The organism is Stenotrophomonas sp. YJH_SMC_120 (genome assembly GCF_059368675.1).
Window position 1 is genome coordinate 1 of record NZ_JCAFRY010000031.1, and the last position, 21,220, is coordinate 21,220.

Here is a 21,220-nt window from a genome sequence, read left to right on the forward strand (position 1 = left end):
GTGGACGCCCTGCCACGCTTCTCCTGGGAAACTGCCGAACGGTAGTGCCGGCCGCTGGCCGGCAACCGCGTTGATCCCGCCACACAGGGATGCCGGCCAGAGGCCGGCACTACCGGGGCATCAGCCCAGCGCTTCGGCCACGGCGCGGAAGACCTGCTGCATCTGCAGCGGCTTGTGCAGCACATGCACCTCCACGCCGTCCGGGAAGGCATCGGCCGCGACCGGCACTGCCGGGTCTTCCAGTACCAGTGCCGGGCCGCGATAGCCCAATGTCGCCATCTCGCGCAGCAGCTGGCTGGCCGGCAGCAGCTTGGAGCCGGCATCGGCAATCACCAGCGCGGGCATCGCCTCCTGCTGCATCCAGCGCAGCGCTGCCGGCCCATCGGAGGCCAACTGCAGCTGGTAGCCCTGGCTGGACAGCGCATTGCCCAGCAGCGATAGACGCGTGGCTTCGCCATCGACCACCAGGATCGATTGGCCGCTGCCCAAGGCCACCAGCTGTTCGATCGGCTCGCTGCCATCGATGGCGTCGTGCATCGGCAGGCGCAGTTCGAAGCAGGTGCCCTGCCCCGGCTGGCTGCTGACGTGAATGCTGCCGCCGGCACCTTCAACGATGCGCTTGCAGGAAATCAGCCCCAAGCCAGTGCCGTCGGCCTTGGTGGTGAAGAACGGATTGAACAGGTGCGACAGCGTGTCCGCATCCATGCCGATGCCTTCGTCGGCGACCCGTATGTGCATCCAGTCCACGCCATCGCGATGGCCAGCATGGCTGGCAGTCAGGCTCAGGCGGCCACCGTTGGGCATCGCCTGTATCGCGTTGAGCGCCAGGTTCAGCATCACCTGCTGCAGTTCGGTGTAGTTGGCGTCGACCACCAGGCCTTCGTCCTGCACCTGCAATTCCAGGCGCACCGCATCAGGCACGTTGCTGCGCAACAGTAGTGCCACCGCATCGAACAGGCCATCGATCTCGATGCGCTCGCTCGGCTTGCGCGAACCGCGCACGAACGACAGCATCGATTCGGCCATCTCATGGCCACGGCGGCCGCACTCGGCGATGACATCGGCCAGGTGGTGCAGCTGCGGATCGTCGGTACGCGCCTTCAGCAGGTCCGGCATGATCAGCAACGGCTGCAGGATGTTGCGCAGGTCGTGGCTGAGCCCGGCTGCGAGCAGCGACAGGCTTTCCAGGCGCTGTGCGCGCATCAGCTCGGTTTCCACCCGTGCGCGCTCGATCGCGCTGCGTGCATCGCGGATCGCACGTGCCACCGCCGACGGCAGGCGCGCCGGCTGGTGCTTGATGATGTAGTCATTGGCGCCCTTCTGCAGCGCCGCCACCGCATTCTCCTCACCCATGGTGCCGGAGACGAAGATGAAGGGTACTTCCGGCGAGGTCTCGCGCACGATGCGCAGCGCGTCATCACCGGAAAACCCCGGCATGCTCAGGTCGGACAGCACGATGTCCGGCTGGAACGCGGCCAGTGCCTGGCGCAGTTCGGCCTCGCTCTCGACACGCTCGAAGCGGGCCTCCAGGCCCGCATCGAGCATCTGTTCGGACATCAGCTCGGCATCTTCCGGTGAGTCCTCCACCAGCAGGATGCGCAGCGCCCCCAGGGCGGGACCGGTCAAGGGCATGGGCTCACTCGAGTTCCGGTGCCTGGTTGATCAACGCCCAGAACTTGCCCAGCGTCTGTACGGCGCCAAAGAACTGGTCCACGTCCACTGGCTTGACCACATAAGCATTCACGCCCATGTCCCAGCTCCGGGCCAGATCGCTTTCCTCGCGCGAGGACGACAGGATCACCACCGGCAGGCGCTTGAGCTCTTCGTGTTCGCGGATCTGCCGCAGTACTTCCAGGCCATCCATGCGCGGCATCTTGATATCCAGCAGCAGCACCGCCGGCAGGCCTTCCTCGCGGTTGGCGAAGGCACCACGGCGCAGCAGGTAGTCCATCACTTCCACGCCATCCTCGACGTGCACGATGGGGTTGGCCAGACGCGCCTCTTCCAGGGCGTCGATCGCCATTTCGGCGTCGGCCGGGCTGTCTTCGGCGAGAAGGATGGTGCGCAAAGTGGTCATGCAGAAGGCCCTTGTTTGTCCGCATCGATCGCGGGAGGCAGGTAGAAGTGGAAGGTGGCGCCGACGTCCGGTTCAGCCTCGGCCCAGATACGGCCGCCATGACGGGTGAGCACGCGGCGCACGCTGGCCAGGCCGATGCCGGTACCCGGGTAGTCGCTGGCCTTGTGCAGGCGCTGGAACACGCCGAACAGTTTGCCGGCATAAGCCATGTCAAAGCCTGCACCATTGTCGCTGACCGTGAACTGATGACCGCCGTCAGGCTGCGGCTGGTAGTCCACGCGGATCTTCGCCGGTTCGCGGGTGCCCGAGTACTTCACCGCGTTGCCGAGCAGGTTCAGCCAGACCTGGCGGATCATGTTCTCATCGCCGACCACGATCGGCAGCGGCGCGATGCTCCACTCCACCTGGTGCACATGGCCACTGTTCTCCGCCTCGGCCTGCAGGTTGGAATCGAGCATGGCGCGGGTATCGGCCACCAGCGACTGCATGTCCACCGCCTGCTGGCGCATCGCCGCGCGGCCCAGGCGCGAGTAGACCAGCAGGTCATCGATCAGCGCCGCCATGCGCCGGGCCGAACTGGAGATCACGTCCAGGTAATGACGGCTCTTGTCATCGGCAGCGTCGCCCAGGTGGCGCGACAGCTTGTCGGAGAATCCGGCGACGTGGCGCAGCGGTGCGCGCAGGTCATGCGAGACCGAGTAGCTGAAGGCCTCCAGCTCGCGGTTGACCTCGGACACCTGCGCGACCTTGCCTTCCAGCTGGCGGTTGAGCTCTTCAACGCGCAGCTGGACTGCGCGTTGCATGGTGACATCGCTGACCGTCAGCAGCACCACTTCATCATCGGTATCGGGCAGCGGCATGCGCCGTGCGTTCAGCAGCATGTAGCGCGCCATGCCGTCGGCGGTGCGCTGTTCGTGCTCGAAATCCCACAGCTCGCGGCCGCGCAGCAGCACGTCGGACAGGCGTTGGCGCACGACGGCGTCCTTCCAGGCACCGTCGCCGACGCTTTCCAGCAGCAGGCCATCGGCGCGTTCGTCCTGCAGCCCGTACAGCTCGGCGAAGGCGGGGTTATGCAACTGCACGCGCAGGTCGCGGTCGAGCAGCACGATGGGTTCGCGCACGGTCTGCAACACCGATGCCGCGCGTGCCGCCGAGCGCAGCGATTGGCGTTCGGCGTGCAGGCGCCGCCCGATCTGCCGCTGCAGGAGCCAAAGCACCAGGCCGAGCAGTCCCAGCTGGATCACCAGCGAACTCCAAGACACCAGCTCGGTCTGCTTGCGCTGGCGCGCCGCCTGCTCGGCCCGCAGTGTCAACAGTTGCTGTTCGCTGGCCTGGAGTTCTTCCACCAAGCCACGGATCGGATAGCGCGTGCTCAGGTCCTTCACCAGCTCGCGTTGATCGCTGTTGGGTTCAGATCTGGCCAGCTCGCGGGCAAGCGCCATCCGCCCTTCCAGCATCGATTCGATACGGCCGATGCGGATCAGCTGGTCGGGGTTGTCGCGGGTCATCCGCCCCAGTTCGGCCAAGCGACCGGGAATGTCGTTGGCTGCGGCCATGCGCTCGCGCAGCCCGGGTGCGTCCACGCCCTTGGACAGCGTCAATGCGGCCGATTCGACGTCGCGCACATCAGCCTGCAGCTGCTGCAGGGCCACGCCCACCGCCTGGGTATGGTTGACCCAGGCCATTGCCTGCTCGTTGTCCTGCTGCAGTTTGCGCAGGGTCAACCACGGCACCACGATGATCGCTGCGGCCGCCAGCGCCAGGGCCGGCAACCGCCAGCGGTCCCAGATGTCGTCACTGAAAACCAGCGCCATAGTTCCTCTTCAGCACGGCCGCAGGGCGTCGGCCGGACCCTGTCCGGCTGCGGCGGAACCGGCAATATAGCGCAGGCGGTCACAACGTAGGGGTTTCCCCCCTGGTTGGCTGAACAGGTTCGCAGTCCTCAGACCTGTAGAGCCGGGCCAAGCTCGGCTGCCTTGGAGCTCCAGCCGAACATGGCCGCGGCCCTACAGCTCAACGGGCGCCCCGCGAGGGGGCGCCCGTCAGCTTCAGCGCTTGGCGGCAGCGCTGACCTTCAATGCGGCTGCATCAACGCGGGTCACGCCCTTGATGCCCTTGGCGGTGGTGACGGCCTTGTCCTTCTCGGCCTGGCTCGCTACGGCACCGCTCAGGCTGACCACGCCGTTCACGGTTTCCACCTTGATTTCGGTACCCGGAACGTTGCTGCTGGCGAGCAGGTCGGCCTTCACCTTGGTGGTGATCCAGGTATCGGTCACCGGCTCGTTGGAATCGTGGCGATCAGCATGGGTCGCCGGGTGCGCGCTGGTCGGCGGGCTCTTCGCGGCCGGATCCTTGGCGAATGCGGCCGAGGAGGACAGCGCCAGGCCCAGCGTCAGGGCGGAGGCAATCAGCGTGCGGGTCGTATTGCTCATCGTGTCGTACTCCTTCGGAATGTGCTGCCAGTCTGGACAAACCGGCGTAGAGCAGGCGTGGCGTTGCGGTCATGCCGCTGTGAATCGGGCTACCTGCAACGACAACCGTTCAGCTTTGGCCCGTGAGCCCGCGTCGTTTACCCTGCCCTTCCCACTGCCGGAGCTCTGTCATGCGCCCCGACCTGCAACTGGCCCTGATCGGCTACGGCCTCGCCGGCCGTGTCTTCCACGCACCGCTGATCCAGCACACACCCGGCCTGGTGCTGCACAGCATCGTCAGTTCGCAGCGAGACACGTTGCTGCGCGCGTTCAGCGACGTGCACGTGCGTGCCACGCCGCAGGAGGTGTTCGACGACCCGGCCGTGGATGCCGTAGTGATCGCCACGCCCAATGAACAGCACGCGCCGCTGGCGATCGCAGCGCTGGCCGCCGGCAAGCACGTGCTGGTCGACAAGCCGTTCGCGCTGGATGTCGCTGAAGCCGAAGCCGTTCTGGCTGCGGCACGCGATGCCGGACGCATCGCCACCGTGTTCCAGAACCGGCGCTTCGATGCCGACTTCCTCACGCTGCAGGCGCTGCTTGCGGACGGGACACTGGGCGACATCGCCGAGTGCCATGTGCACTTCGATCGCTATCGCCCGCAGGTGCGTGACCGCTGGCGCGAGCAGGACGGTCCCGGCAGTGGCCTGTGGTACGACCTGGGCCCGCACCTGCTGGACCAGATGCTGGTGCTGTTCGGCTGGCCCGAAGCGATCGATGCTGATCTGGCCGTGCAGCGCGATGGCGGCAGCGCCATCGATTACTTCCACGCCGTGCTGCACTACCCGCGGCATCGCGCGATCGTGCATTCCGGTTCCCTGGTGGCAGCTCCCACGCCGCATTTCAGCGTGCATGGCAGCAAGGCCAGTTGGATCAAGCACGGCCTGGATGTGCAGGAAGCGCAGCTGCGCCGCGGTGTGGCGCCCGGTGCGCCCGGCTGGGGCATCGACCCGCGGCATGGCGAGCGGGTGCGCTGTGATGCCGAGGACAACGTGCAGCGCGGCACCGTCGACAATCTGCCCGGTGACTACCGTCGGTTGTATGCGCAGTTCGCCGCGGCCATGCATGGCGACGGCGAAGCCACGGTCGATCCGGTGCAGGCGCTGCAGCTGATGCGGCTGCTGCAGGCAGGCATGGACAGTGCGCGCGAAGGGCGGCGGATCGCGTTGGGGTGATCGGCAGGGCTGCGCCCTGCACCCGTGGTAGTGCCGGCCGCTGGTCGGCAACCTCAACAGCAACGGCAAAAACCGGCAATCCGTGAGATGGCGGGATGGGTCCGGTTGCGGGAGCCGGACCCACCCCGCCTTCGACAGAGTCCCGCGCCCGACGGTAGGTGTCGACCTTGGTCGACACATCGACGTGGAAGCCATCGGAGACGGCTTTTGCAGAGTCGAGCCATGCTCGACTGCCTGCATGGGGTCAGAGCCCTTTCCTGCGGAAAGGGATCCGACCCCGGCTTCGTGCTTACGATTTCTTGATCGCGTGGCCGCCGAATTCGTTGCGCATCGCCGACAGCAGGCGGTCGGTGAACGAATTGGATTCGCGCGAGCGCAGGCGTTCCAGCAGCGACAGGGTGATCACCGGTGCCGGCACATCGAGCGAGATCGCTTCGGCCACGGTCCAGCGGCCTTCACCGGAGTCCTCCACGTACGGTGCGATGCCATCCAGCGACGGATTGCGCTTGAGGGCTTCGGTGCTCAGGTCCAGCAGCCACGAGCGCACCACGCTGCCGTGGCGCCAGACTTCGGCCACCTGGGCCAGGTCCAGTTCCATTTCCTGCTTGCGCTCCATCAGCGCGAAGCCCTCCGCGTAGGCCTGCATCATTCCGTACTCGATGCCGTTGTGGACCATCTTGGTGAAGTGGCCAGCGCCGGACGGGCCGACACGACCCCAGCCACGGTCTTCGGCCGGTGCCAGCGTGCGCAGCAGCGGTGCGATCTGCTCCACCACCGCCGCTTCACCACCGACCATCAGGCTGTAGCCTTCCTGCAGGCCCCATACGCCACCGCTGGTGCCGCAGTCGACGTAGCCCAGGTCGTCTTCGGCCAGCGCCTTGGCGCGACGGATCGAGTCCTGGTAGTTGGAGTTGCCGCCGTCGATGACGATGTCACCCTCGGCCAGGTGCGGAGTCAGCTGACCCAGGGTCTGGTCGACGGTTTCGCCGGCCGGCACCATCAGCCACACCACGCGCGGCACCGGCAGCGCGGCCACCGCGGCGGCCAGCGAATCGACCACCTCCAGGCCGGCCTCGGCGGCGCGCTGGCGGGCACCTTCGCCCGGGTCGTAGCCGACGACGCGGTGGCCGCCGCGATGCAGGCGCTGGGCCATGTTGGCGCCCATGCGGCCGAGGCCGATCATTGCAATATCCATTGTTTCACCTTCAGTTGGGGTCTAGGGTCAGGCTGCCTGGCCTGCCGGTAGCCGCGCAGTGGCGCAGCTGCGCCTCGCGCCAACGCCGGTAGAGCGTGGTATGCAGATTGTGCACCGCCAGGTCGATCGAAAAGGGGGTTCGCGGGTTGCGGTCAAGCAGGCGGGCGATGTGGTAGCCGATGGGACGTATACCGCGCGGATGCACATAGATCACGAACTGCTGGTAGAACGGATCGTCCAGCAGGCGGTCCATGCGTGCCAGCGTGGCGTGGTAGCGCGGTTCCAGCCGTGCACGAAGGTCCGGGTCGCGCTCGAACAACAGGCGTTCGAAGTAGCGCCGGCCGATACGCGGGATGTCCTGCGCCAGCGCCCACAGCTCGGCATTGCGCTGGTCGTACCAGGCAAGGCCGCCGTGCGCGGCCAACGCCTGCGCGGCCTCCTCGCCCACCGACACCACCACGAAGTTTTCGGCCTGGTTGCTCAGGTCGTCCAGCATGCCCTTGTCGTACACATGTTCGATGAAACCAGGCACACCGACGAAGGCCTGGCGGCCCATCGCCGAGGTGCGCACCGCCTTGCCATCGGCGAAGTAGTCACCGGCGTGTGCGCCAAGCAGGATGCTGTCGGTATCGTGCAGCGCGAGGAACGTACCGATCGACAGTTCTTCTGCGGAGAATGCAGCGTCGAAGGCCGCATCGCCATACAGCTCGCGCTGTGTGGCCAGTTGTGCGACCTGGCGACCGACTCCACATTCGGCGCGTACATTGCCGCTGTAGAACGCCTGCAGCGCCTGGCTGTTGCCCGTAATGGGCACGAAACCACGGCCGAAGCTTCGCGTGCGCTGCCAGCCTTGCGCGTGTGCGCCGTGCAGGCCGAAGCCGATCCAACCGAGCTGCAGGCCAGAGAAGCGGAATCCTGCATTGCCCTGCAGTGCAGCAGCGGCACGTTGCGTGGCTGCATCCAGCTGGAAGGCGTAGGCGCAAACCGTAGCCGGATCGTCCAGCACCTGCTGCAGCAACGCCTTGCGCGCTGCAGCGGGCATGTCCGCCGGCCATTGCACGCGCAGATCGCCTGCCGCCTGAGCCTCCGGCAGCGACGCGCGCGTGCACACAGGGCCACCATGCACCTGCGGTGCACTGATCGCGCGTGTTTCGAAGTGCCACCCCAGGCGCTGCAGCAGGCCTTGTGTACAGTCCAGCGGCGTGGCTGCCGTGCCCAGCGCGGGCAGCAGCAGGGCCACGCCCATCCATCTGCCGCGCACGTTCAATCCTGGTCCGTGCTCGCCGGTGCGGGCTCCGGGGTTGTGACCACAGGCGGAACGGGCTTGCCTGCCTCCGCCGGAAGGTACTGTTGCAGGCGCTGGAAGAAGCGACGATAGAACTCAGCATCGGCAACCGTGCTGCTGGCCACTTTCACCAGCGAGTCGTCATTGCTGCCGAACGGCAGCGATACAGATCCGAGCGCACCGACGCCAACACTGGCCGAGGTCGGACTCTTCTTCAACGCATAGCGATCCTGCACGGCACTGACGAATACCAGTGTCTGGCTCCCGCGCGGTGCGCAGGAAATACGCAGCACCAGCTGCTCGTGATCGTCCTCGCGCGGCTGGAAGTTCTTGTTGCCTTCCACCTGCGCCGCGTCGGAACGGGCGATGGCATAGCCCTGGCTGAGCAGGGTGCGCCGTGCGGCCTCGCAGGCGTCACCGGGACGGCCATCGACGGTGCGCGAGAAGGTGTCGCCGGAATCAAAGGATTCGCGAAGCAACGTGCTGTCAGCAGCGCGGCCACCACAGGCCGACAGGATCAGGGCGCTGGCGAGCGCCACGGCAACACTGGAAAGACGGGAGGCCCGCATGGGTACTCCTGCGAGGACGGTATCGCCAAGGGTAGTCCTGCGGCCGTGTGCGGCAGGTCGAAAGCACGCCCGCCAGCCCCCGCCGTTGCTGCCGGTTCATGCACGGAAAAGGGGACGGAGGGGATTAAGTCGTTTGTGGCACTTCGCCCCGCCACGCATGGCACGGCGCTACCGTGAACGAGGTCCCCCAAACGAAAAAAGGGCCGGCAATGCCGGCCCCTCGGGTATCACATGCCGTCGCCGGCTCAGTCCGCCCAGCGGCCGGCACCGGTGGACTGCGGCAGCACCTGCGCCGACAGCGGGCGGTCGTTGGCCAGCAGGTTCACCGCGTCGGCCAGGATCGAGGCTGACTCGCGCAGCAGCGGGTCCGGGCGCTTTTCGGCAGCCTTCTCGCGCGCGGCATCCTTGACGATATCGCGCTCGTTGCCGGTCAGGCCGTCATCGCTGCTGTCATCGGCCAGCGGGTCCAGGGCCAGGCCCAGCTCCTTGCGCTGCACCTGGCGCTCCTTGCGCTGGGTATCCTGGCGCTCGCGCTCAGCGCGACGGGTCGCCTCGTTGAGCGAGACGTATTTCTTCGCCGCTTCGGTGCGGAACTGCTGCACGTCCTCGTTCCACCACTGGAACTCCTTGTCGGTGGCGATGCGCGCGTCGTGACGGGTTTCCAGCTTCGGCAGCAACGGCGCGAAGTTGCCGTACTGGGTGTGCGGCACGGCGGCGATGCGGGTCCACGGCAGTGCGTTGTCGTAGGTGCTTTCGCCGAACTCGGTGGCATCGACGCTGGCCGGGAACGCCAGGTCCGGCACCACGCCCTTGTGCTGGGTGCTGCTGCCGCTGATGCGGAAGAACTGGGCAATGGTCAGCTTGACCTGGCCGAAGCGCTGGGTCTCGCCGCTCGGCCAGCGGTCAAGGTCGACGATGTTCTGTACGGTGCCCTTGCCGAAGCTGGTTTCACCGATCACCAGGCCACGACCGTAGTCCTGGATGGCACCGGCGAAGATCTCCGAGGCCGAGGCCGAACCACGGTTGATCAGCACCGCCAGCGGGCCGTCCCAGGCCACGCCCTGGTTGCGGTCGCTGTTGACGGTGACGCGGCCACCGGATTCGCGCACCTGCACCACCGGGCCCTGCTCGATGAACAGGCCAGTCAGTTCGATCGCTTCATCCAGCGAACCACCGCCGTTGTTGCGCAGGTCCAGCACCACGCCGTCCAGCTTGTCGTTCTTGAAGCCGGCCAGCAGCTTGGCCACGTCGCGGGTGGCCGAAGCATAGTCGGCGGCGTTGCGGCGACGGCCTTCGAAGTCCTGGTAGAAGGTCGGCAGCTTGATCACGCCGATCTTCCGTGCCGGCTCGCCGTTGGCGGCCGGAATGGTCATGGTCTCGCCCTTGGCGGCCTGTTCGGCCAGGCGCACCTTCTGCCGGGTCAGCACCAGGGTGTGGTGCTTGCCATCGGCACCTTCGGCAGCCGGAATGAACTCCAGCTTGACCTGGGTGTCCTTGGCGCCGCGGATCTTGGCCACGACATCGTCGATGCGCCAGCCAATCACGTCCTCGACCTGGCCGGACTTGCCCTGGCCAACGCCGACGATGCGGTCACCCGGCTTCAGCGTGCCGTCCACCGCAGCCGGGCCACCGGCGATGATCTCGCGGATGACCACCACATCGTCCTGGCGCTGCAGCTGCGCACCGATGCCTTCCAGCGACAGCGACATCGCCTGGTTGAAGTTCTCGGCGGTGCGCGGGGTGAAGTAATCCGTGTGCGGATCAACGGCACTGGTGTACGAATTCATGAAGAACTGGAAGACGTCTTCGCCCTTCAGTTCATTGACCGACTTCTCCAGCGTCGCGTAGCGCTTGTCCAGCGTCTTGCGGATGTCATCCGGCTTCTTGCCGGCCAGCTTCAGGCGCAGCCAATCGTTCTTCACCGACTTGCGCCACAGCTCATCGAGCTCGGCACTGCTGGCCGCCCACGGCACCTTCTTGCGGTCGTACTCGAAGCGCTCGTCGGTGGTGAAGTCCGGCTCCTGCTTGAGCAGCTTGCGCGCGTACGCCACGCGCTCGCCGACGCGCTGCTTGTAGACAGCGAACACCTGGAACGCCGGCTCCAGCTCGCCGCCCCGGATGGCGGAGGCGATGTTGGCCTCGAACGGTGCGAAGCGCGCCACGTCGGCCTGGGTGAAGTACTGCTTGCCGCCGTCAAGCGTTTCCAGATAGCGCTTGAACACGTCCTTGGAGGTGGCCTCGTCCAGCGCGCGCGGGCGATAGGCGTAGCGGCTGTCGGACAGCAGGCCGTACACCAGCTTGGAGGTGGTCACCTGGTCGGCGGTGGCCGCCGCGGGCAATGCGGGCGAGTCGGCCTTGGCCGCCAACGCCAGTGGCGCGACCAGCGCCAGGGCCATCAGGAATGCGGGGGCTTTGAATTTCATTGACGTGCTCGAAGGCGCCTTGCCAAGGGGGAGACTGCGGGGTGTTAAGACACCACGACAGTGCCGAAAGTTGCCGGGTTTGTCACCCGGCCGCGCTCGGTGGAAAACCAGCCTAGCCGGGCCGGTGTAGCAAATTGTGAATGCAGGCGAAGGCGGGGCCGAGCATGGGCTCGGCTTTACAACAGGCAAAGGCGTGCGAACCAACGTTCGCACCCACCAGGGCGGTTCGCACCCACCTCAGGAGACGCCGGCGCCCTTGGCCTGCACGTCGGCGTGATACGACGAGCGCACCATCGGGCCGGAAGCAACATGGCTGAAGCCCAGCTCGTAGCCGTAGTCCTCCAGCGCCTTGTAGTCTTCCGGGGTCCAGTACTTCAGCACCGGGTGGTGGTGTGCGGTCGGCTGCAGGTACTGGCCGATGGTGATCATGTCCACGTCGTGTGCGCGCAGGTCGCGCAGGGTGGCCTTGATCTGTTCGAAGTCCTCGCCCAGGCCCAGCATGATGCCGCTCTTGGTCGGCACGTCCGGATGCTGCGCCTTGAAGTTCTTCAGCAGGTTCAGCGACCACTGGTAGTCCGCACCCGGGCGCACGTTGCGGTACAGGTCCGGCACGGTCTCGATGTTGTGGTTGAACACATCCGGCGGGTTCTGCGCCAGGATCTCCAGCGCGCGCTCCATGCGGCCCTTGCCACGGAAGTCCGGGGTCAGCACTTCGATGCGGGTGCCCGGCGACTTCTCGCGAATGGCGGTGATGCAGTCGACGAAGTGCTGGGCACCACCGTCGCGCAGGTCATCGCGGTCGACGCTGGTCACCACCACGTACTTCAGGCCCATGTCGGCCACGGTCTGGCCGAGGCTGGCCGGTTCGTTGGCATCCGGCGGCTTCGGGCGTCCGTGGGCCACGTCGCAGAACGAGCAGCGGCGGGTGCAGACCTCGCCCAGGATCATGAAGGTGGCGGTGCCGTGGCCGAAGCACTCGTGGATGTTCGGGCAGCTGGCTTCCTCGCACACGGTCACCAGGCGGTTTTCGCGCAGCTTGGCCTTCAGGTTCTGCACGGCATTGCCCGAAGGAATGCGCACGCGGATCCAGGACGGCTTGCGCAGCACCGGCGCGTCGGCGAACTGCACCGGCGAGCGGTTGATCTTGTCACCGCCCAGCTGCTTGACCCCGGCCTGCAACGGCGCGGCGGACGGGGAGTCGCCCTGCACGATCTGCAGGGGAATGGAACGGGCGGTGGTTTCAGTCATGGCAGTTCCGGGGGCGGTCAGGCGGCCGCAGAAAGATCGGGCAGTTCGGGGGTGTGCTGCAGCAGCAGGCCGAACTGGCGGGCCAGGTGGTCCAGCAGCACCGGCTTGACGGCCTCCATCCCGGAGGGACCGCCCAAGTCTACCACCGAGGTCACCTGCAACCCCTGATAGCCACAGGGATTGATGCGGTGGAAGGGTTCCAGGTCCATGGCCACATTGAAGGCCAGGCCGTGGAAGGTGCAGCCGCGACGCACGCGGATGCCGAGGGCAGCGATCTTGGCGCCGCCGACATAGACGCCCGGGGCGCCCTCGCGGCGTTCGGCACCGATGTTCCACTCGCCCAGCGTATCGATGATGGCCTGCTCGATGCGGCACACGTAATCGCGCACACCGATGCCCAGGCGCGGCAGGCGCAGCAGCGGGTAAACCACGATCTGGCCGGGGCCGTGATAGGTCACCTGGCCGCCACGGTCCACATGCAGCACCGGGATATCGCCCGGCGCCAGCACATGCTCATCCTTGCCGGCCTGGCCCAGGGTGAACACCGGGTCGTGTTCGACCACCCACAATTCGTCGGCATCGGTGTCGCTGCGCTGGTCGGTGAAGCGCTGCATGGCGCGCCACACCGGCTCGTACGCCTGGCGGCCAAGGTCACGGACCAGCGCCGGACGCGGCGCGCGGTCCTCGGGGGCGGCTTCAGCCGGGCAGCTGTCGGCTACAGCGTCCACTTCACTTCCGGGTGGTCGCGCAGCGCCTGGTGCGCCAGGTCGTACTGTTCGCGGCTCTCAGCCTTGAACACGATGCGGACGGACACGTACTTGCCGTTGGAGGAATGCTTCCAGCTGATGCGTTCATTGACGACATCGATGCCGGCAGCCAGCAGCAGGCGGGGGAGCTCATGTTCCAGGCCGCGGTTGGCCGGGCCCATGGCGCTGAGCTCGAACTGGCCGGGGAACTGGAAGCCGTGGTCGGGGTTGTCGGACTTGATTTCCATGGACCCATTATCGGGCCGCAGGGCAACAAACCCAAGAGTATTCATCAACGTCAAAGACGGCACCGGCGGCCTGCTGCGTTGCAGGCGGCCCAGCGGCGCGGGCCGAAGCCCAACGGCAGCTGACTGCAATCTGCTGTCACGCACTGGCCCAGGCAACGTACGGCGACCAGTGGTCATCTTCACACCAGACCTGCGGCGCTTGCGCGGGTAACAAATTGTGTCCGCTGGACAATGTTGTTTTCGGAACAGACAAGTGATTCGAACGTGCTCGTTCCGCCGCGCGGGCGCGAGTACCGTAGCGTTGCATATAACGACTGAAAACCGTCCCCTTCCCCATGAGCATTCCATCCATGCGTAGTGTCGCAGCCCTCGGGCTGGCCGGCCTGCTGGCCTCTGCCCTCCCCCTTGCCGCCCAGGCGGCCGAACAATGTGGCCCGGACGCGATGCGCGACCACCCGCCGCAGATCAACTTCCGCGTTGACAACGACCTATTTGGTGGCCGCCACCAGGACCAGGGCTACACCAACGGTGCGCTGTTGACCCTGGTCTCGCCCAATCTGGTCGACTACACCGACGACCCCTGCCTGCCGCGCATGGCGCGCTGGGTGAACCAGTACCTGGAAGGGCTGCATCCGGGCAGGTTCGAACAGCAGAACATGATCTTCAGCATCGGCCAGGGCATCTTCACCCCGACCGATTTCAGCCGCAGGGACCTGATCGAGGACGACCGTCCTTATGCCGGCGTACTGATCGCAAACTTCGGTTTCAATGCGCGCAGCGGCGACCGCCTGCAGACCACCCAGCTGACTCTGGGCGTGGTCGGCCCGTGGGCACAGGGCAAGCAGGTGCAGAATGCCGTGCACGAAGTGCTGGGCGACGAGAAATTCAAGGGCTGGGACAACCAGCTGCACAACGAGCCGCTGTTCATGCTCACCCATGAGCGCATGCGCCGCTGGCCCGGCGATGCCAGCGTCAATGCCGACGGCTGGGGTTGGGACGCGATCAGCCACTACGGCGGGTCGATCGGCAACCTGGAAACCAAGGCCAACCTCGGCGGTGAGGTGCGCTTCGGCTGGAAGCTGCCGGACGACTTCGGCAGCACGCCGTTGCGCCCGGCCGGCGAGAACACTGCGCCGACCCGCGGCGGCCGTCCCAATGGCTGGTCCTGGCACCTGTTCGCGACCTCGGACGCGGCCTGGGTGATCCGCGACATCACGCTGGATGGCAACACGTTCCGCAACAGTCACAGCGTGGACAAGCGCCATGTGGTGGCCTACGGCGGCTACGGCGTGGCCGTGATGTACGGACGCTGGAAGTTCGCCGCGGCGCGCTACCACAGCACGCGCGAGTTCAACGGCCAGCGCGAAGCACCGGTGTTCGGCAGCTTCACCATCAGCCGCTCGCTGTAAGCGAGGGGCTGAGGGTGAAGCGGGTAGGTGCCGACCGTTGGTCGGCACACCGGTTATTGCATGGCTCGCTGTAAGCGAGGGGCTGAGGGTAGTGCCGGCCGCTGGCCGGCTGCCGGCATATCCGGATGGGTCCATGGGGAGCCGGCCAGCGGCCGGCACTACCCACATCCGGATGGGTCCATGAGGAGCCGGCCAGCGGCCGGCACTACCCACATCCGGATGGGTCCATGGGGAGCCGGCCAGCGGCCGGCACTACCCACATCCGGATGGGTCCATGAGGAGCCGGCCAGCGGCCGGCACTACCCACATCCGGATGGGTCCATGAGGAGCCGGCCAGCGGCCGGCACTACCCACATCCGGATGGCTTCATGGGCAGCCGGCCAGCGGCCGGCACTACCCACATCCGGATGGCTTCATGGGCAGCCGGCCAGCGGCCGGCACTACCCATATCCGGCGGGAATCATGCGGAGCCGGCATCCCGAAACGGAAAAGGCCGGCATTCGCCGGCCTTTTCCTTCACCACGCCAGGGCGTGGATCATTCCGATTCCCACCACATCCAGAAGCTGTCCCACAGGCGCTTGAAGAAGCCGGCCTGTTCGACGGCGGCCACGGCCACCAGCGGTGCCTCGGCGATGACCTTGCCATCCAGGGTGACCTTCACGGTACCGATCTGCTGGCCGGCGGTGAACGGTGCTTCCAGGGTCTTGGGCACGTCGATGCTCGGCTTCAGGTCGTTGTAGCGGCCGCGCGGCACGCTGACCAGCATCGGCTGGGCCACGCCCAGCTGCACCTTGTCGGTGGTGCCCTTCCAGACCTTGTGCTCGGCCACGGCCTTGCCCGGCTCGTAGAGGCGGTGGGTCTCGAACAAGCGGAAGCCCCAGTTCAGCAAGGCCAGGCTGTCATCGGCACGCTGCTTCTCCGACGCACCGCCCAGCACCACCGCGATCAGGCGCTGGTCGCCACGCTGGGCCGAGCTCATCAGGCAGTAGCCCGCCTCGGAGGTGTGGCCGGTCTTGATGCCGTCCACGCTGCCATCGCGCCACAGCAGCAGGTTGCGGTTCGGCTGCTTGATGTTGCCGACCTGGAATTCCTTGATCTTGTTGTACGCGTAGGTTTCCGGGTAATCGCGGACCATCGCGCGGCCCAGCAGCGCCAGGTCGTAGGCGGTGCTGTGATGGCCTTCGGCGGTCAGGCCGTGGGCGTTGACGAAGTGCGAGTCCTTCATGCCGATCTTGGCGGCGTAGCTGTTCATCAGCGACGCGAAGGCTTCTTCGCTGCCGGCCACATGCTCGGCCAGGGCGATCGCGGCATCATTGCCGGACTGGATCGCCATGCCCTTTTCCATGTCTTCCAGGCGCGCGGTCTGGTTGACCGGGAAGCCGCTGTAGCTCCCATCGGTGCCAGCGCCGCCCTCGCGCCAGGCGCGCTCGCTCATCATCACCTGGTCATCCGCACGGACCTTGCCGTTCTTGACCTCGGCGGCGATCACGTAGGACGTCATCACCTTGGTGATGCTGGCCGGGGCCAGCTGCTCGTGGATGTTTTCACCAGCCAGCACCTGGCCGGTGGCGTAATCCATCAGCACCCAGGCCTTGGACACGCTTGGCGCCGGGGCCGGCGGAGTGGCGACGGTGGCCGGGGCGGCGGCGGCGGCGGGCGCCGGCGTGGCCGGAGTCGGCAGCGGCGTCTGGGCGGAAGCCAGGCCCACCACCAGGGTGGCGGCCAGGGCGGTGGCGGCGGAACGGAAATTCATTGGACAGCAGGCTCCAGGGGACGGCCGGGAATGGAGGGTGGAACGTAACGGCCATTGTAAGGCCGGGGGAGCATGGGCCGGCAGCACCGGCCCGGGCGGATCAGTCCTTGACGATCTGCGGCGAACCCAGGCCCAGACCGGCGATGCGACCGACAAGTTCCGCCGCACTGGCATGGTCGCTTGCCGGAACACGCAGGCGGAACAGGGTGCGGCCACCGGCGGCGATGTCGCTGATGGTCGCGCCGACGATGCCGGCGGCAGTGAGCTGGCCCATCGCGCGGTTGGCGTTGTCGCGGTTGGAGAAGCTGGCGACCTGCACCATCACCGCGCCGACCATCTGCTGCGACAGGCTCGGCGCCGCCGCGGCGGCACGCACCGGTGCCGGTGCCACCGCGCGCGGGGCCGTGCTGGCGACAACCGCCGGAGGCGGCGCGGAGTTGCGCACCACCGGCGCGCTTGGCGGCAGGCTGCTGACCGCTACATCCGGCGCGGTGCTGGCCACGCCCTGGGTGGTGGCCGGCTGGCCGCGGGCCGGGGCGCCATCGGTCGGCAAGCGGTTGACCAGGCGATCGATATCACTGTCGGTGGAAGCACGTGGCGCCGGCGCCGGGCGCGCACTGGCCACCGCGGTGGCGGCAGCGGCTTCAGCCGCACGACGCTCGCGACGCGACGGCTTCTGCGCCATCAGGTTGCTCTCGCCCGGTTGCAGCGCGCGCACCTCGACATTGCCGGTACCGCGTTGGGTGATGCCCAGGCGCACGGCGGCGGCATAACTGAGATCGACCACGCGGCCGTCATGGAACGGGCCACGATCGTTGACACGCACGATCACCGACTCGCCGTTGTCCAGGTTGGTCACGCGGGCGAAGCTGGGCAGCGGCAGCGTCTTGTGCGCGGCAGTGAACTGGTACATGTCGTAGACCTCGCGGTTGGAGGTCAGGCGGCCATGGAACTTGGCCCCGTAGTACGACGCGGTGCCGCGCTCGACGTAGTCATGGGTGTCGTCGAGCACCTTGTACGACTTGCCCAGCACCACGTACGGCGACTTGTTGCCGATGGCCGAACGTTCCTCGGCGGTCACTTCCGGCTCGGGGATGCATGCCACATTGGGAATGTAGTCGGGCGTGCTGTCACGCACGCCTGGTTTGTACAGGCCACCAGCGGTGTAATTGCCGCGGGTGCTGAGGTCTTCCTTGGCCGCTGCATACGGCGAACCTTCCGGGCAGTGCGCCGGTCGCGAACCACGGCCCTGCACCAGCGTGCCGCTGGACTTGCCACCGTGGCCGGCCGTGGCCGGCTTCTTCGGCGCGCTGCTGCAGGCCGCCAGCGCGAAGACGATCAAGCTCGGGACCAGCCATCTGATGTTCATGCCGGGGGCAGCTCCTGTCCGGCGATGGCCTGGGACAGCTGGAACACGGCCATCGCGTACATCTTCGAGAGGTTGTAGCGGGTGATCGCGTAGTAGTTCTGGAAGCCCAGCCAGTACTGCTTGCCGGTGCTGCCTTCCAGGGTGATCGGGGTGGCGGTGGCGCCCGGCTGCACCGGCGTGCTCGGCTGGTAGCCGCGCTGTGCGAGGTCGGCCAGCGACCAGGTGGGCATCCATTCGGTCGGGTTGAACTCCTCGCGGCCCGTGGCCAGCGTGGCCGGTACCGCAACCTGGCCACCACGCACCCAGCCCCCCTTCTTCACGAAGTAGTTGGCGATGGAGGAGAACACGTCGTCGTAGCTGTTGAACAGGTCGCGTCGACCATCACCGTTGCCGTCCACCGCGTAATCGAGGTAACTGGACGGCATGAACTGGCCCATGCCCATCGCACCGGCATAACTGCCCTTGAGCGTGGTGATGTCCAGTTTCTCTTCGCGGCCCAGCTCGAACAGCTTGGCCAGCTCATCGCGGAAGAACAGTTCGCGGCGCACTTCGCGTTCGAGCTTGGCCGGGTCGCCGCTGCGTGGGTAGTAGAACGCCAGCGTGTACAGCGCATCGAGCACGCGATGGCTGCCGGCATTCTTTCCGTAACTGGTTTCCACGCCGATGATCGCCACGATCACTTCGGCCGGCACTCCGGTGCGCTGCTGCACGCGATCCAGTTCGGCACGGTGTTCGGCCAGGAACGCGCGGCCGCCATCAATGCGTGCCTTGCTGATGAACATCGGCCGGTATTCGTTCCACGGCTTGACCCGCTCGGCCGGGCGCGACATCGCGGCGATGATCGGCTGGCGCACCTGCGCCTGGTCGAGCACGCTGCTGATCTGCTCCGGCTTCAGGCCATAGCGCTTGGCGGTATCGGCAATGAAGCGGGCCCGCGCGACCTCGAATGGCACCGGGGTGAGATCGACCGGCGGCGCGGTAGCCGCAGTTGCTTCGGGTGCAGCCTCGGCCGGCCCATGGGCCCTGGTGGCGGGCTGGCGCGGCGTACTGCTGGCCTGGGGTGAAGACGGTGGGGACTTCGGCTGGGTCGCGCAGGCGACCAGGCCGAGGGTGAGCATGCAGGCCAGAGTGCGTCGAATCATCGTCGCAGGTTAGCAGGTCATGGATGAATTAAAACCCCTAACACCATGAATCACAACGATTTGCCCGTGTTCAGCGGGAAATGTGAAGGCGTCGTGATCGTGCTTCCCCATTCAGATAGAGGTGGCCGGTTGCGTCCCCATCCCCGCAGACGCAACCGGCGACCGGATCCGGTCGATACCTGCGCGGCTGCCGCTCCCCAGTGGCAGTGCCCCGCGCTCCTTGTATCCGTTGGATCAGTACTGCTTCCCGCCCGACGCCCCCTCGCGCTGCAACGATAGACGGCGCGCCGTGCCGAACGGGCCGCCATTGTGCAGGCCGATTACGACAAGTCCATTGATCAAGATCAACGCGGCGTAAAAGTGTGAACCAGCTAACATTTTTTGCGGACTTTGGTCAGCGAGTGTGCTGTCCTGCATCGTTGTGAGAACGCTTCCACAGCGAGCGTTGCGCAGAGTCAGGAAGTTTCCAGCCAACGGCGCAGCCCCTCGTGGGTGGTCGCGAAAAGCAGTTAACGGGTGAGGCCAGGTAGATGGGCTGCGCAGGGGCCGCTGCAAGTACGTCCATGTAAGCTCGATCGCCGCATCCATGCGGCTCACGCCCCTGCGCAGCCCATCTACCCGGCCACGGACAGGTTCCGTGCGCGTCTACCCACGGAGAAGAAAGAGAAGATCAAAAGCAAAAGCGGCTTGGCGGGTCGCTTCATTGCCTTGTGTGGAGCCGAGCCATGCTCGGCTCACAAGCAAGCGCAGCGCCGCGACCCGCTTTTGCTTTTCTCTTTTTTCTCCGTGGGTGGCAGACCGCCAAAATCTGTCAGAGGGCGGTCGGGTTGGGTACGTGGGGGTGTCAGCCGCATGGATGCGGCTGTCAAGCCTCCAGGGACGGATTCACGGCGTCCCCCGCGTACCCAACCCGACCGGCCCACCCGCGGCTTCTGCTTTCCGCGACCACCCAGACACCACCCACGAGGGGCTGCGCCGTTGGCTGGAAACCCTATCCCCCGTGCACGGGCCGGTGCCCGCGCACCGCCATCACCAGCCCGATACCCGCCAGCAGCGACACCGCCGAGGTACCGCCATAGCTGATCAACGGCATCGGAATGCCCACCACCGGCAGCAGGCCGGAAATCATCCCGCCGTTCACCAGTACGTACACGAAGAACGCCAAGCCCAGGCTGCCGGCCAGCAACCGTGCGTGCGTGTCGCGGGCGTGCACCGCGATCCACAGGCAGCGGCCGACCACGAACAGGTACAGCGCAAACACGGTGGCCACGCCGATCCAGCCGAACTCTTCGGCCAGCACCGAGAACGCGAAGTCGGTGGTGTACTCAGGCAGGAAGTCCAGCGTGGCCTGGGTGCCCTGCCCCCAGCCGCGCCCGTCCCAGCCACCGGAGCCGATCGCGATGCGCGACTGCAGGATGTTCCAACCGGTGCCAAGCGGATCCGCCGACGGATCAAGGAAGGTCAGCACGCGATCCTTCTGGTACTGCCGCAGCAGGCCGAACCAGGCCAGCGGCGCGGCAACGGCAAGGCCCGTCGCGCCAGTTGCCACCCAGCCCCAGTGCAATCCGGCCAACAGCAGCGCGAACACGCCGCTGGCGGTAACCAGCGTGGCGGTGCCCAGGTTGGGCTGCATCAGGATCAGCACGGCGGGTACACCGATCAGCACGGTGGTGGTCAGTACGGTGCGCGGCGACGGTGGCAGCGGTTGCCGATGCAGGTACCAGGCCATCATCAGCGGCAGGCTGAGCTTGAGCAGTTCGGACGGCTGCAGGTAGAACACGCCGAGATTGAGCCAGCGCTGCCCGTACTTGCCTGTACCGATCACATACACCGCCATCAGCGGCAGCATCGACAGCGCATAGATTGCCGGCGTCCACGCGCGCAGCCGCAGCAGCGAAACGCGCGACAGCAGCCACATCGACGCCAGGCCACCGGCAAAACGCGCCGCCTGCCCAGCCACCGGACCGGACACGCTGTGCAGCACCGCCAGGCCCGCGCCCATCAGGATCAGCAACGCGATCAGCAACGGCAGATCGATCGTGCGCGCCACCTCACGGCAGCCGCCAAGCAGTCGTTTCCATTCCACGCGGGCACGGTAGCAATGCGTGC

17 protein-coding genes are annotated in these 21,220 nt (G+C 66.6%); 2 read left to right on the forward strand and 15 right to left on the reverse strand.

The genetic code is table 11. From position 1 onward, the window contains the following. Positions 1 to 120 precede the first annotated feature (120 nt). From AC5P60_RS20680 to AC5P60_RS20695, 4 genes are all read right to left on the reverse strand, one after another. Positions 121 to 1,632, reverse strand: a complete 1,512-nt coding sequence (locus tag AC5P60_RS20680) for a two-component system sensor histidine kinase NtrB (protein ID WP_495201817.1) — start codon at positions 1,630 to 1,632, stop codon at positions 121 to 123. A 4-nt stretch (positions 1,633 to 1,636) separates the two neighbouring features. After that, entirely contained in the window at positions 1,637 to 2,077 is a 441-nt protein-coding gene (locus AC5P60_RS20685; RefSeq protein WP_005411057.1) for a response regulator, read from the reverse strand. Beyond that, the gene (locus tag AC5P60_RS20690) at positions 2,074 to 3,891 is read right to left on the reverse strand and encodes a sensor histidine kinase (protein ID WP_483693634.1); all 1,818 of its coding nucleotides are present in this window, start codon (positions 3,889 to 3,891) and stop codon (positions 2,074 to 2,076) included. The genes AC5P60_RS20685 and AC5P60_RS20690 overlap by 4 nt, the downstream gene beginning before the upstream one ends. Positions 3,892 to 4,125: 234 nt before the next feature. Continuing rightward, positions 4,126 to 4,509 carry a BON domain-containing protein gene (locus tag AC5P60_RS20695; RefSeq protein WP_005411059.1) on the reverse strand — a complete coding sequence of 128 codons (384 nt, stop codon included), beginning with the start codon at positions 4,507 to 4,509 and terminating at the stop codon, positions 4,126 to 4,128. 170 nt (positions 4,510 to 4,679) lie between these two features. Here AC5P60_RS20695 and AC5P60_RS20700 point away from each other — a divergent pair, with 170 nt between their 5' ends. Continuing rightward, positions 4,680 to 5,723, forward strand: a complete 1,044-nt coding sequence (locus AC5P60_RS20700) for an oxidoreductase (protein ID WP_483693635.1) — start codon at positions 4,680 to 4,682, stop codon at positions 5,721 to 5,723. 289 nt (positions 5,724 to 6,012) lie between these two features. Here the strand turns inward: AC5P60_RS20700 and gnd are convergent, their stop codons facing one another. From gnd to AC5P60_RS20735, 7 genes are all read right to left on the reverse strand, one after another. Further along, entirely contained in the window at positions 6,013 to 6,918 is a 906-nt protein-coding gene (gene gnd, locus AC5P60_RS20705) for a phosphogluconate dehydrogenase (NAD(+)-dependent, decarboxylating) (RefSeq protein WP_033834559.1), read from the reverse strand. Positions 6,919 to 6,928: 10 nt separating this feature from the next. Next, positions 6,929 to 8,164, reverse strand: a complete 1,236-nt coding sequence (locus tag AC5P60_RS20710) for a hypothetical protein (RefSeq protein WP_483693647.1) — start codon at positions 8,162 to 8,164, stop codon at positions 6,929 to 6,931. A gap of 17 nt (positions 8,165 to 8,181) precedes the next feature. Beyond that, the gene (locus tag AC5P60_RS20715; RefSeq protein WP_049403145.1) at positions 8,182 to 8,772 is read right to left on the reverse strand and encodes a DUF2242 domain-containing protein; all 591 of its coding nucleotides are present in this window, start codon (positions 8,770 to 8,772) and stop codon (positions 8,182 to 8,184) included. Between the two features lie 245 nt (positions 8,773 to 9,017). Beyond that, entirely contained in the window at positions 9,018 to 11,195 is a 2,178-nt protein-coding gene (locus tag AC5P60_RS20720) for a carboxy terminal-processing peptidase (RefSeq protein WP_483693637.1), read from the reverse strand. A gap of 237 nt (positions 11,196 to 11,432) precedes the next feature. After that, a complete protein-coding gene (lipA, locus tag AC5P60_RS20725) occupies positions 11,433 to 12,443 on the reverse strand; it encodes a lipoyl synthase (RefSeq protein WP_005411065.1) in 1,011 nt (336 codons plus the stop codon). 17 nt (positions 12,444 to 12,460) lie between these two features. Next, entirely contained in the window at positions 12,461 to 13,171 is a 711-nt protein-coding gene (gene lipB / locus AC5P60_RS20730; protein WP_005411066.1) for a lipoyl(octanoyl) transferase LipB, read from the reverse strand. After that, on the reverse strand, positions 13,159 to 13,437 hold the full coding sequence (locus tag AC5P60_RS20735; protein ID WP_005411067.1) for a YbeD family protein: 279 nt from the start codon (positions 13,435 to 13,437) through the stop codon (positions 13,159 to 13,161). Before AC5P60_RS20735 ends, lipB begins: the two co-directional genes overlap by 13 nt. 350 nt (positions 13,438 to 13,787) lie before the next feature. Here AC5P60_RS20735 and AC5P60_RS20740 point away from each other — a divergent pair, with 350 nt between their 5' ends. Next, on the forward strand, positions 13,788 to 14,846 hold the full coding sequence (locus AC5P60_RS20740) for a lipid A deacylase LpxR family protein (protein WP_005411068.1): 1,059 nt from the start codon (positions 13,788 to 13,790) through the stop codon (positions 14,844 to 14,846). Positions 14,847 to 15,382: 536 nt separating this feature from the next. On the opposite strand, the gene AC5P60_RS20745 is transcribed toward AC5P60_RS20740, so the two are convergent. The 4 genes from AC5P60_RS20745 to rodA form a co-directional block, all read right to left on the reverse strand. Continuing rightward, positions 15,383 to 16,600, reverse strand: a complete 1,218-nt coding sequence (locus AC5P60_RS20745; protein WP_495201818.1) for a D-alanyl-D-alanine carboxypeptidase family protein — start codon at positions 16,598 to 16,600, stop codon at positions 15,383 to 15,385. 100 nt (positions 16,601 to 16,700) lie between these two features. Continuing rightward, positions 16,701 to 17,969: a septal ring lytic transglycosylase RlpA family protein gene (locus AC5P60_RS20750; protein ID WP_483693638.1), complete on the reverse strand. Its 1,269-nt coding sequence runs from the start codon at positions 17,967 to 17,969 to the stop codon at positions 16,701 to 16,703. After that, on the reverse strand, positions 17,966 to 19,111 hold the full coding sequence (mltB, locus tag AC5P60_RS20755; protein WP_033834549.1) for a lytic murein transglycosylase B: 1,146 nt from the start codon (positions 19,109 to 19,111) through the stop codon (positions 17,966 to 17,968). Before mltB ends, AC5P60_RS20750 begins: the two co-directional genes overlap by 4 nt. 991 nt (positions 19,112 to 20,102) lie before the next feature. After that, positions 20,103 to 21,197, reverse strand: a complete 1,095-nt coding sequence (gene rodA, locus AC5P60_RS20760) for a rod shape-determining protein RodA (RefSeq protein ID WP_033834551.1) — start codon at positions 21,195 to 21,197, stop codon at positions 20,103 to 20,105. Positions 21,198 to 21,220: the final 23 nt, after the last annotated feature.